This is a genomic window from Pseudoalteromonas sp. Z1A2, from assembly GCF_011378755.1.
Classification (GTDB): Bacteria; Pseudomonadota; Gammaproteobacteria; order Enterobacterales; family Alteromonadaceae; genus Pseudoalteromonas; species Pseudoalteromonas distincta.
The window spans coordinates 1-12,272 of the sequence record NZ_WTKX01000037.1 but is presented as its reverse complement, the minus strand read 5'-3'; the positions used below and the strand labels follow the sequence as shown (position 1 = coordinate 12,272).

9 protein-coding genes are annotated in these 12,272 nt (G+C 39.0%); 1 reads left to right on the top strand and 8 read right to left on the bottom strand.

Annotated features, from left to right (window positions below):
- Window positions 1–66: 66 nt before the first annotated feature.
- The 3 genes from GQR47_RS18655 to GQR47_RS18645 all read right to left on the bottom strand — a co-directional run bounded on the left by GQR47_RS18655 (window position 67) and on the right by GQR47_RS18645 (window position 4,701).
- Entirely contained in the window at window positions 67–1,569 is a 1,503-nt protein-coding gene (locus GQR47_RS18655) for an alanine/glycine:cation symporter family protein (RefSeq protein ID WP_002960681.1), read from the bottom strand.
- A gap of 378 nt (window positions 1,570–1,947) precedes the next feature.
- A complete protein-coding gene (locus tag GQR47_RS18650) occupies window positions 1,948–3,075 on the bottom strand; it encodes a M14-type cytosolic carboxypeptidase (RefSeq protein ID WP_165724308.1) in 1,128 nt (375 codons plus the stop codon).
- A gap of 183 nt (window positions 3,076–3,258) precedes the next feature.
- Entirely contained in the window at window positions 3,259–4,701 is a 1,443-nt protein-coding gene (locus GQR47_RS18645; RefSeq protein ID WP_002960684.1) for a glyceraldehyde-3-phosphate dehydrogenase, read from the bottom strand.
- Window positions 4,702–4,875: 174 nt separating this feature from the next.
- On the opposite strand from GQR47_RS18645, the gene GQR47_RS18640 reads away from it, so the two are divergent.
- A complete protein-coding gene (locus GQR47_RS18640) occupies window positions 4,876–5,676 on the top strand; it encodes a DUF2989 domain-containing protein (protein WP_165724306.1) in 801 nt (266 codons plus the stop codon).
- Between the two features lie 238 nt (window positions 5,677–5,914).
- On the opposite strand, the gene ihfA is transcribed toward GQR47_RS18640, so the two are convergent.
- From ihfA to GQR47_RS18615, 5 genes are all read right to left on the bottom strand, one after another.
- The gene (ihfA, locus tag GQR47_RS18635; RefSeq protein WP_002960690.1) at window positions 5,915–6,214 is read right to left on the bottom strand and encodes an integration host factor subunit alpha; all 300 of its coding nucleotides are present in this window, start codon (window positions 6,212–6,214) and stop codon (window positions 5,915–5,917) included.
- 2 nt (window positions 6,215–6,216) lie between these two features.
- Window positions 6,217–8,604 carry a phenylalanine--tRNA ligase subunit beta gene (pheT, locus tag GQR47_RS18630; RefSeq protein WP_002960691.1) on the bottom strand — a complete coding sequence of 796 codons (2,388 nt, stop codon included), beginning with the start codon at window positions 8,602–8,604 and terminating at the stop codon, window positions 6,217–6,219.
- 15 nt (window positions 8,605–8,619) lie between these two features.
- Window positions 8,620–9,600, bottom strand: a complete 981-nt coding sequence (gene pheS / locus GQR47_RS18625; protein ID WP_002960692.1) for a phenylalanine--tRNA ligase subunit alpha — start codon at window positions 9,598–9,600, stop codon at window positions 8,620–8,622.
- A 345-nt stretch (window positions 9,601–9,945) separates the two neighbouring features.
- Window positions 9,946–10,656 (bottom strand): DnaA regulatory inactivator Hda, encoded by a 711-nt coding sequence (gene hda, locus GQR47_RS18620; RefSeq protein WP_182712929.1) that lies wholly within the window; start codon window positions 10,654–10,656, stop codon window positions 9,946–9,948.
- Entirely contained in the window at window positions 10,656–11,711 is a 1,056-nt protein-coding gene (locus tag GQR47_RS18615) for a DUF2066 domain-containing protein (RefSeq protein ID WP_024596168.1), read from the bottom strand. Before GQR47_RS18615 ends, hda begins: the two co-directional genes overlap by 1 nt.
- Window positions 11,712–12,272: the final 561 nt, after the last annotated feature.

Sequence of the window (12,272 nt, the reverse complement as noted above, 5' to 3'; positions counted from 1 at the left end):
TTTTTTGAATTCAAACCAACAACTGATTTAGGGGCTATAATTTTCTAAGTTGCCCACTAAGTTTAATTACTCAGCGTCTTTTGACTGTTTCTCTAAACGCTTTTCCCAAAACGAAGCGTTTTTAATCCCTAATTTAACTGGGTCAAATGTGATTTTTCCGCCTTTTTTCTTCTGATCCTCATAATCGCTCAAACATAACAAAGCTGGCTTAGCTACAAAGAAAATAGCTAAAATACCCAATATGTTAATCCAAGCCATTAAGCCAACGCCAATATCTCCAATAGTCCAAATATAACCTGAATTATTAACCATACCGTATGCAACCATGAACATGATCACAAATTTCACAAGGACAAGCGGGATATTGCCTTTAAAGTAACGATTTAAGTAAGCAATATTTGTCTCTGCAATGAAGTAATAAGCAAGTATTGTGGTAAAGGCAAAGAAGAATAATGCAATACCGACAAATGCTTGTCCAAAGCTGCCAAATACACTAAATAAAGCCATTTGAGTAAAGGCTGCTGAGCCTACTTCAGTGGCTGCATCGACATTTTGTACAATAAACTGTCCTGCTGGTAAATCACCCACAACATTATATTGCTGCGTTATTAAAATCATTAATGCTGTTGCAGTACACACAAAAATGGTATCAACATAAACCGAAAAAGCTTGTACTAAACCCTGTTGAGCTGGGTGATCAACCTCTGCAGCGGCTGCAGCATGAGGCCCACTACCTTGGCCAGCTTCATTAGAATATATACCACGCTTTACGCCCCAACCAATAGCGGCACCAAAACCAGCCTGTGCAGTAAATGCATCACTAATAATTAAATAGAATATATCAGCTACTTTATCTAAATTTAAAAATACCACGATTAATGCCAGTACTATGTAACCCAATGCCATAAATGGCACTACTACTTGCGTAAAGTTTGCAATACGCTTTATACCGCCAAAAATAATAAACGCTAAAACAATAAGGATGATTGCTAAAGCGACTAACTTAAAGCTACCTACGTCACCAAAGCTAGTAGTAACCATGTTGCCACTGCCAAACACTTGGGTAAACGCATTACCTACTGCATTTGCTTGTACACCAGGTAGAAAAACACCACAGGCAATAATCGCCGAAACAGCAAATAAAACAGCTAGCCACTTTTGCCCTAAACAACGGTCAAAATAGTACGCTGGGCCACCACGATATTGCCCGTCTTCTTCTGTTTTATAAATTTGGCCTAAAGTAGACTCTGCGTATGCAGTGCTTGCACCTAAAAATGCAACAACCCACATCCAAAAAATTGCGCCTGGCCCACCAAAGCCGATAGCGGCAGCAACGCCAGCGATATTACCAACGCCTACTCGTCCAGACAACGATACTGCAAGGGCTTGAAAAGATGAGATACCTTTATCAGACGTGTTAGGACTAAATAATAACTTACACATTTCTTTAAAATGTCTAACTTGAGCAAATCGAGTTAATACTGAATAAAACAAGCCTGCGCCTAGGCATAAATAGATGAGTGCATTACTCCAAACAACATCATTAACAGCACTTACAAAAGCTTCCATGGATATCCTCTATAGTTATATTTATTATTTTTAATTACGAGACTCTGCTTTAGCTACTACGCTACATAAGCTTTACGAAATAAGGTTTTACCTCTCCCGTCCCGACTCATGATTTAATTAATCTTAACTTAAGTAACCTAACTTTGTTAACACTTAATTTTCAAAATATATAATTACACACTTGGCGAAAGGCATTACATCTGTAGTATTTAAATGAAAGTAGATTGATTTGTACCGATACGGTGATAATACGCAGCGAAGAAGCGTTGAAAACGTTTTAAGAATAAAGCTGCTATATGATTATTATTTTTTATACAAAGGGTTTTATTAAAAGCAAAAAGGGTATCAAAACTATTGATACCCTTTTAGATAAACGTTTTATCTTAAATCATCAACAACATTAACAATAGCCGCTAATGTATCTTGACCAAATTGATACGAACGACGATCTGACCAGCCGTAATCTGGATCAGGTAAATCGTTGTTGTCTTTAAATGGCATTTCAATTGTGTACGTTAATGCTTTGAATTCTTCAGCCGTAGCTGATGAACCTACCGTTAGGTTAGCTTGACCTGGCTCATCTTTTGGATAGCCATGCTCATCTTGAAACTCAGGTGTAATAGTTAAAAGCGCAGCTTTAAAGCTATCTTCTAAACCTTTTAAGCGTTCATCGTAACTTGGAATACCTTCACTGCCTGCCACAAAGTTATATGGGATAGCTTCATCGCCGTGTATGTCTAAGTGCATATCTAAGCCAGCTTCGCGCATTTTATTAAGCACTAAGTAAACCTCAGGGCTATTTTCCATGCTTGGTGTTTGCCATTCACGGTTTAAGTTAACACCTTTAGCGTTAGTACGAAGATGTCCGCGTGCGCTACCGTCTGGATTCATATTAGGCACAACGTAAAAAACTGCTTTTGATAGAAGCGCAGCTGCATGTGGGTCTTCGTCATCAAGAAGTTTGTGCAGTAGACCTTCAACATACCACTCTGCCATTGTTTCACCTGGGTGTTGACGTGCTGTGATCCAAATGGTTTTCTTGTCTTCACTTGGCTCACCAATTTTAAGCACACTCATATCGCGGCCATCGAGTGTTTCACCAAGCGTTATTAATTGGCAAGCGCCTTGGCTTTGTGCCCAAGATAATAAATCTAAATGGCGGTCGTAACTGTATGGCGCAAAGTAAGCAAAATATACGCTGCCGCACTCTGGTTCAATTTCAAAGCTTAATGTGCCATTTTCATAGCTTGATGGTACACGAAACCATGTTTGGCGGTCATATGATGCAACGGCTTGGTACCCTTCCCAACCATCTGGGTAAGCTGATTTATCAAGCTCATTAATATTTAACTTATGCAATTGGTAAGGTGTTGTTTCAAGACGAAAGTGAAACCACTGATAAAATTCAGACTGGTGATCTTTATTAATTTCTAATTGAATATTTAAAGGATCGGTGGCTTCAATAACTTTGATATTACCACTGTCGAAATTGCTGCTGATTTTCATGAAAAAACCTTTAGGTTGAATAAGTTTATCTGCTTATTAATTCACAGAACTGACATTATTTTATAAATAGTAAAACGAATGTGCATCTTCTTAATTAAAGCCTATCACAAGGCATACGCTTTAAAAATAATACACGACCAAAAAAGCCAGCAACATGCTGGCTTTTAAGTCACTGCAAATAAATTAGCGAGGTAAGCTTGGGAATGACACTTCGGCCATATCGCGCATACAACGAACTACTTGGCAGCTGTAACCAAACTCATTGTCGTACCATACATATAAAACGATACGGTTATCTTCAACAATCGTTGCTTGTGAATCAACAACACCTGCGTAACGGCTACCTACTAAATCGGTAGATACAATTTCCGTTGATGCGGTGTAATCAATTTGGTCACGTAAGTCTGAATGAAGTGCAGTATCGCGTAAAAATGCGTTTAGCTCTTCAACTGATGTGCTTGTTGCTAAGTTAAGATTTAAAATAGCTAGCGACACATTAGGTGTAGGTACGCGGATTGCGTTACCTGTTAATTTGCCTTCAAGCTCTGGTAATGCTTTTGAAACCGCTTTTGCAGCCCCTGTTTCAGTAATTACCATGTTAAGTGCTGCGGCACGGCCACGGCGCTCTGCTTTGTGGTAGTTATCAATAAGGTTTTGATCGTTCGTGTACGAGTGTACAGTTTCAACATGGCCATTATTGATACCAAACTTATCGTTTAATGCTTTAAGCGTTGGTGTAATTGCATTGGTTGTACAGCTTGCTGCACAAACAATTTTATCTTCAGGTAAAATATCTTTGTTATTAACACCATATACGATGTTTTTGATATTGCCTTTTGCAGGAGCTGTTAATAATACTTTTGCAGCGCCCTTACACTCTAGGTGCTGGCCAAGGCCCGCTTCGTCTTTCCAAATACCGGTGTTATCAACAATTAATGCATTGTCGATACCGTATTGAGTGTAATCAATTTCGCTAGGAGAGTTAGCGTAAATAACTTGAATGTAGCTACCGTTAGCTTTAATTGCATTGCGTTCTTTATCAATCGTGATTGAGCCATTGAATGGACCGTGAATTGAATCACGACGCAGTAAGCTTGCACGCTTTTCAAGATCCCCATCTTTACCACCACGCACAACAATAGCGCGCAAACGTAAATCTGAATATGGACCTGATTTTTCAATTAATAAACGCGCTAATAAACGACCGATACGACCAAAACCATACAATACTACATCGCGTGGCTCTTTCGCTGGTGAGTCTGTTATTTCTGCAAGTTCATCTTTTACAAACTCTTCTACTGAACGACCTTTTGCGGCTTCAGTGAACAAATAACTATATGCAAGCTTACCAATATCAATACGTGCTGAGTTTAATTCCATTTTGCTGATAGCTTCTAAAAATGGGAAGCTTTCGCGCAAACGTAATTTAGTGCCTTCAAACTGAGCAACGGTTTTGTGAGATTTGATAATATCGATAGTACTGGCATTTACGAGAGGACGGCCATATACAGCGATTTCGATACCACGATTACGGTAAAGCTTACCAATGATTGGTTGCATGCTTTCTGCGTAATCTTGGCGCTCTTGCCAACTATTTGTGTATTCTAACTCGTGAGATGAGGTCATTTTATTTACCTAAGTTTATCATTTTGAACGGATAGCCTTTAAAAATGCACTATATTTTGAGAGTAATGCACTTCAGGCAGGGCTATTCTAATTTAAACTGAAGTTATTCTCTACTGTTAGGCGTTAAATGATTGCGTTAGAATAACAAAGTAAATATTCATTTGGGGTTAAGGAATGCTTAAAAAAGCAAGTGTACTATTGGGTTTGCTAACATTGGCAGGGTGTGAAGAGCCGTTAACACTCGCACAAGTGTGCAAAGAAACACCTGGCTTTTGTAGCGACTTAAACAAAGACAGTCACTGCAAGGATGAGCGTTCTGATGTAATTATCAAACGCTACATAGAATACAAAGACCCTACTGATGAAAATAAATACCAATTACTCAAGGACTTTGAATCTTATAACCAATGCATAACTTTGGCCGCTAAAATTGAACATATTAAGTTAAAAGCTAAAAAAACGTCACGTATTGATGGTCAACTAACGAGTATTAAAGAAATGACTCGGTTATATCAAGATACCCAAAATACAAACCACCCAGGTTTGCTCTACTACCAATGGTCACGAAATAACAACCAAAGTGCGTTGACTAAATTATTGGCTATAGAAAATGATAAAAGTGTAACGCAAAGTGCCGAAATGCAATTTTTTTTAGCATCGTACTATATTAAATTTGATGATGAAAAAACCATTGATTTACTTTATAAAACTCTAGAGCTCAATAAAAAAGAAAACATACCGAATCCGGAAGTGTATACATCACTTATTAGTCTTTTTTATAAACATGATAAGTTTAAGCACGCATATATATTTTCTAAAGTAGCGCAAATGTCGGGGATTGAAAATATTGATGTATTTGAAATTGAGCAGAAATTAGTCGCAAATGGTAAAAGCTTAGATAGCCTAGATGTACTTGCAGAGCAAACATTTCAGCAAATAATGGCAGGTGATTTTGTATCTCCTCGAGAGTTTTAATTTATAATCGCAAAAATAACCTAATACCAATCTGCTTATGTATGGGGTCTATTTAACGTTAAGGAAATTACGCTAGAACTAGGCAAAAATTTTGTATCTAGTTGTTCTAGATAAAAATATTTTAACGACGTTATAGTGTTATTTAATTCGTTAAATTGATCAAAGATTTATGCAGGTTGGTATAATTTAATAACTAGGTTATTCAGGCAAATAAAAAGGCAGCTTACGCTGCCTTTTTTTATTTTGCTTTGCTTGTGCCCACTTCTACGCGGGTTTTAAGCTTTTGACCTGGTCGAAAAGTCACCACGCGACGTGCCGAAATAGGAATATCTTCGCCTGTTTTCGGGTTGCGGCCTGGTCTTTCTTTTTTGTCTCGAAGATCAAAGTTACCAAATCCAGAGAGCTTAACCTGCTCGCCTTTTTCTAGCGCTGAGCGGATTTCTTCAAAAAACGCTTCAACTAAATCTTTGGCATCTTTTTTATTGATCCCGAGCTTTTCAAATAGGTGTTCAGCTATGTCGGCTTTAGTAAGCGCCATATCTAGTCCCTCAACGATGCATTAAACTGTTCGGCCAATTCGGCCACCACGTTATCAACTACTAGATTGATATCTTTCTCTTCGAGTGTTCTATCAACCGCTTGCAGTGTTAGAGCAATCGCCAAACTCTTATAATTTGGCTCAATACCTTTGCCCTTATACACATCGAATAAGTTTAGGTCAACCAATTGATTTCCGCCAACTTTTTCGATCACGCTTAAAATGTCGCCAGATTTAACGCTGTCTGCCACTAAAATCGCGATGTCGCGGCGATTTGAAGGGAATTTAGACACCCCTTCGGCTTGCGGTAAATTTCTTTTTTCTATTGCTGACATTTCAATTTCAAAAACAAAAGTTGCGTTGTTGATATCTAACGACTTTTGAGCTTGAGGATGTAAAGCACCAAAAAAACCAACCTTTTTACCATCAACATATATTACTGCTGATTGACCAGGGTGAAGTCCATCTGACTGCTCGGCTTTAATTTCAAAGCGAGTAATGTCATTGGTAATTGCAAGTAAGGCTTCAACATCACCTTTTAAATCGTAAAAATCAACATTGCGTTTTTCTTCAACCCAATGTTCACCATTTACAAGACCCGTAATAACACCGCCAATAACCGGTACTTGGTAAACACCATTTTCTGCACTTTCGTCGCTTATAAATTTAAGACCATGTTCGAATAAACGAATACGAGGCTGTTGGCGATTTTGGTTATACGCTACAGACGCTAATAAACCCGGCATTAAACTTACACGCATTGCTGACATTTCAATTGAAATAGGATGCGGTAATACCATTGCTTTACACTCTGGGTGTAAAATAGCTTGTGCTTTAGGGTCTACAAAGCTGTACGTAATTGCTTCTTGGTAACCACGAGTCACTAACGTATTGCGGAACTTGCTAAGCGCAATAGTTGCTTCGTTATGTGTCGTCATTTTAAGTTTTGCAGTTGGTGCAACATTTGGAATGCTGTTGTAACCGTAAACACGTGCTACTTCTTCAATTAAATCTTCTTCGATGCGAATATCAAAACGGTAGCTTGGTACGTCCGCACTCCAGCTTTCATTTTCTACTTTAACATCAAGACCTAAACGCGTAAGAATATCTGTTACTTTAGCATCTTCAATATGATGACCAATAACACGGTCTAAACGTGCACGACGAAGACGTACTTCAGTCACTTTTGGTAGTTTATCAGCCGCAACAGCTTCAACTACTGGACCTGCTTGACCACCCACAATTTCAAGAAGAAGTGCTGTTGCACGTTCCATTGCATCGTGTTGTAGAGCAAAATCAACACCGCGTTCATAACGGTGTGAAGCATCAGTGTGTAAACCGTAGCTACGTGCTTGTCCTGCAATTGCTACAGGATTAAAAAATGCGCTTTCAAGTAATATATCAGATGTTTTATCTGTAACACCTGATTGCTCCCCACCAAAAATACCCGCAATTGCAAGTGCTTTATTATGATCGGCTATCACAAGTGTTGTGTCGTTTAATTTAGCGGTATTACCATCTAATAAAACAAGTTCTTCGCCTGCGTTTGCACTACGAACTTTAATACCACCTTCAATCGCATTTAAATCAAACGCGTGCATTGGGTGGCCAAGTTCAAGTAATACATAGTTAGTAACATCAACTACAGGATCGATAGAACGTACGCCACTACGACGTAATTTTTCAACCATCCAAAGTGGTGTTTCAGCATCAAGGTTAATGCCCTTTATCACACGGCCAAGGTAACGAGGACATGCATCTTCGTTAACTAGCTCAATTGATACTTTGTCATCAATTGTTGGCGTAACCGCTGGGATATCTAATACATTTACGTCAATGCTATTTAAAACACCTACTTCACGAGCAAGGCCTTTAATACCTAAACAATCACCACGATTTGGTGTTAAGTCAACATCTATAATATTGTCATCAAGACCTAGGTAGTCACGTAAATCAGTGCCTACTGGTGCATCGCTTGGCAATTCCATAATGCCGTCGCCTTCTTCGCTAATACCTAGCTCAACAAAAGCACATAGCATTCCGTTTGAAGGTTGGCCGCGTAGTTTGGCTTTTTTAATTTTAAAGTCACCAGGAAGTACAGCGCCCACAGTTGCAACAGCAACTTTAATACCTAAACGACAATTTGGTGCACCACACACGATATCAAGTAGCTCATCGCCACCTACGTTAATTTTGGTAACACGAAGTTTATCTGCATCAGGGTGTTGACCACATTCAACAACTTCACCAACAACTACGCCATTAAATTTGGCAGCAGCAGGCTCAACACCATCAACTTCTAGACCAGCCATTGAAAGCTGTTCCGAAAGAGCTTGCGTATCAATAGCAGGATTAACCCACTCTCTTAACCACTTTTCACTAAATTTCATTTTATTGTTTCACTCTTAACGGAACTGGTTCAGGAATTTTAAGTCATTTTCGAAAAATGCACGCAAATCGTTTACGCCATAGCGCAACATTGTTAAACGCTCTACACCCATGCCAAAGGCAAAGCCGGTGTATTTTTCTGGGTCAATGCCCACAGACTTAAGTACATTGGGATGTACCATGCCGCAGCCTAGTACTTCTAACCACTTACCGTCTTTACCCATAACATCTACTTCAGCTGAAGGTTCTGTAAATGGGAAGAATGAAGGACGGAAACGAATTTCCATATCCTCTTCAAAGAAGTTACGTAAAAAATCATGCAAAATACCTTTTAACTCCGTAAAGCTAACATCGGTATCAACCATTAAACCTTCAACCTGGTGGAACATTGGTGTATGTGTTTGGTCGTAATCGTTACGGTATACACGTCCAGGTGAAATAATGCGCAGTGGTGGCTGCTCAGTTTCCATAGTACGAATTTGCACGCCACTAGTTTGTGTGCGTAGTACTAATTTAGGATTGAAATAAAAGGTATCATGATCAGCACGTGCTGGATGGTGCTCAGGGATATTTAGCGCATCAAAGTTATGAAAATCGTCTTCGATTTCTGGACCAGATTTAACTTCAAAACCTAACTCACCAAAAAAGCTTTCTATACGCTCAATAGTGCGCGTAACTGGGTGTAAACCGCCGGTAGGCATAACACGTCCTGGCAGGGTTACATCTATAGTTTCAGCAGCTAGCTTTTCTTCAAGTGCTTTACTTGCAAGCAATTCACGCTTTTCGTTAATAGCAGCTTGCACATCCTGTTTAGCTTGGTTTATAACTTGGCCTGCTTCTTTACGTTCTTCAGGTGCTATTTTACCTAACGTTTTAAGTAAGCTAGTGATTTCGCCTTTTTTACCAAGGTAATTAACCCTGATATCTTCTAACTGCGCTATTTCACTGGCACTGGCTACCGCCTCAAGTGCTTGCGCTAATATATTTTCTAAGTTCATTCGATACCTGATCTTTCACAGAAGGTGATTGCTTAAGAGCGTGTTGGCCTTTCAAGATTGCTTCTCAACTGTGTGGTTGGCTATTAAATAAGGTTAAGCATTGGACTGTAGTTTCCTACATAAGTGATGCAATAACGCTAAATAAAGACCAAACACATGCAGTTTGAAGTGTTTATCTCGGAGGCTACGTTCTTTGTTGTTCGGGTTTCGCATATAAATACTACGCTAAAGCCCTCACGACGCGATTAAAGCACTCTTAAATTAAACAAATTCCAATCAGGAAAGGTAAACACGCTCTGATAATAGCTTATGATAACTGAAAGCAGGGTCTAGATTCTAGACCTACTACAGCTTTAACGTTGATTTTATAAAAGGAATAGTTAATTTTCGCTGTGCAGCCATAGATGCATGATCTAATTCGTCGAGTACATCTAATAAAGCTCGCATATCACGGCTTAAACGGGTTAATAAAAAGCGTGCACACTCATCACTTAATTCAAGGCCGCGCATGTGAGCGCGCTTAACAAGCGCTTGTGCTTTATCGTCATCACTCATAGAACGAATTTGAAAGGTTGTTCCCCACGTTAGACGAGACTCTAAGTCAGGCAGAGATATATTGAGCATGCTAGGAAGTAAATCAGCAGTTACTACTAACATTTTACCGGGTTCGTTAAACCGGTTAAAGAAGTTAAATAGTGCTTTTTCCCACGCATCATTCCCTGCAACTAAATGCACGTCATCAATACATAGAACATCAAGCGCTTCTAAACCGTCTAATACCATGGGTCCAAAGTCAATTACTTCGCGCATAGACAGTAGCATATTAGATAGGCCACGCTCTTGTGCTTTAATACAGGTTGCATATAAAAGGTGAGACTTGCCCGAATCACCTAAACCACATAGGTATGTATACTGAAACGTTTTTGCTAATTTGGAAAAGCTATCTTTTAGGTGATTAACCTCCAAAGAGTCTTCTCCCCCAAAATACGATGCAAATGTTTCGTCATCCGGTAAAGTAACCGGTAGTGCCATTTGCATCGGCTCAGACATTAGCATTATGGTGTTACCCATTGATACTCTAAGCTATTTTTATCAACAACATGATAAAAAGCGCGTGGATCCTCATAATCTTTAAATGAGGAGTCTAACCCTAACCCTTTTTTAAGATCGCTTAGGTTACCAGTGTGGTTTAGTTTAAATTCTACAAATTCTGGTGTTTTACGAACAATTTTAACTTGCGTAACAACACTTAGGCTCAATAATCTTCGTTTCGCTAATTCTATATCAACAAAACTTTGTGTGCCTTTTAGCGTGAGCGTAGCAGTTGCTTGTTCATAATAAGCATTTGGGTCAATTGCATACTCGCTTGCAAGACCTCGTGCTAAGGTATCAATCATTTGACTCACTATTTGCTGCTTATCGCCCGTTAATCTATTTGAATCAAATTGATCGTCATTAGTAAAACGCCAATCTAAAATCCAATTTTCGCTATCAGCTTCTTTATACATTCTTGCTGTAATACTTCGCTCAGCACTGTAGCGTCTAGAGGCCTCTTCTACTGGTTCAGAAAAGTTACCCCATACCTCAGGAATACCTACTAGACGTCGATCTTGTAAATCAAGTAATGGAACAACGACAGGTAAACCACGACGCCCTGCTTTGTCATAAATTAACTGCTCTAACTGCGGGTAACTTTCTTGTGTTACTAATTCTCTGCGCCAATTGTCTTCAATACCTAACCATATTGCGACTAATGGACGTTGTACTCCCCATAAAGGTAAGTTTAACTCTTTGATTAGCGCGTTGATCTTTCGAGCTTCAAATTTAACAACGAGTTTCAATTGTCCATTTGCTCTCTCGTCATATTCAAACTTAAGCATATAATCAGAAATATCTTTAGTACGTTGCTGCGCTAACTTATTTTGATCCGCAGTTTCATCACCGCTTACTTTCACTAAAACATTAAGCAAAGCTTTTCGACTCGCAGCTAATCGAGTATCTCGTGTTTTGTCATCCACTTTTAAAATATCTTGATATAGATCAGTTACTTCAACTGCCGACACAGAAAAACAAAATAAAATGGATATGGCGCTAATTAATAATCTATACACAGGCTGTTAGTTCTTGGTTTTAAACTGATTTTATCCTAAATCAAAGACAGTAACAAAGCAAAATTAAATTTGTTATCTAAGGAAATGAAAGTAATTAGCTTTTATAAAAAATAAAAAAATTAAATTAACATCAGAAGTCGCTGCGCTTGTCTGACCTATGTGATGGGTGATGCTGTGAGTGGATGCTAATTACGTGTATTTCACTTTTCTGCAGACGTAAAAAAGCCCGACTATTTCTAGTCGGGCTCTCTACAATTTGAAGTCGGTGCGCTACGCAGTAGGATGTCGTAGTGCCCACAGCGGTAGAAAGTCACATAGCAAATGCTACACTCTCTTTGTGTCGGGAGCCGCTACGCTCCCTCGACCTACGTGATGGGGGTTGATATGAGTGTGTGTTAATTGCGCGCATTTCACTTTTCTGCAGACGTAAAAAAGCCCGACTATTTTTACTCGGACTTTCTACAATTTGAAGTGTAAGCGTCTAGCGAACCACACCTAGCATCGATGTTCTGATTATCTAAAAATACCTGCTCAATGATAAATTCGGAGCAGGTGATGAAA

Bases quoted from the DNA above. Each gene is read 5' to 3' on its own strand.
- GQR47_RS18640 (WP_165724306.1), top strand. From the start codon at position 4,876: ATGCTTAAAAAAGCAAGTGTACTATTGGGTTTGCTAACATTGGCAGGG.
- ihfA (WP_002960690.1), bottom strand. From the start codon at position 6,214: ATGGCGCTTACTAAAGCCGACATAGCTGAACACCTATTTGAAAAGCTC.
- GQR47_RS18645 (WP_002960684.1), bottom strand. From the start codon at position 4,701: ATGACCTCATCTCACGAGTTAGAATACACAAATAGTTGGCAAGAGCGC.
- pheS (WP_002960692.1), bottom strand. From the start codon at position 9,600: ATGAACTTAGAAAATATATTAGCGCAAGCACTTGAGGCGGTAGCCAGT.
- GQR47_RS18655 (WP_002960681.1), bottom strand. From the start codon at position 1,569: ATGGAAGCTTTTGTAAGTGCTGTTAATGATGTTGTTTGGAGTAATGCA.
- hda (WP_182712929.1), bottom strand. From the start codon at position 10,656: ATGCTAATGTCTGAGCCGATGCAAATGGCACTACCGGTTACTTTACCG.
- pheT (WP_002960691.1), bottom strand. From the start codon at position 8,604: ATGAAATTTAGTGAAAAGTGGTTAAGAGAGTGGGTTAATCCTGCTATT.
- GQR47_RS18650 (WP_165724308.1), bottom strand. From the start codon at position 3,075: ATGAAAATCAGCAGCAATTTCGACAGTGGTAATATCAAAGTTATTGAA.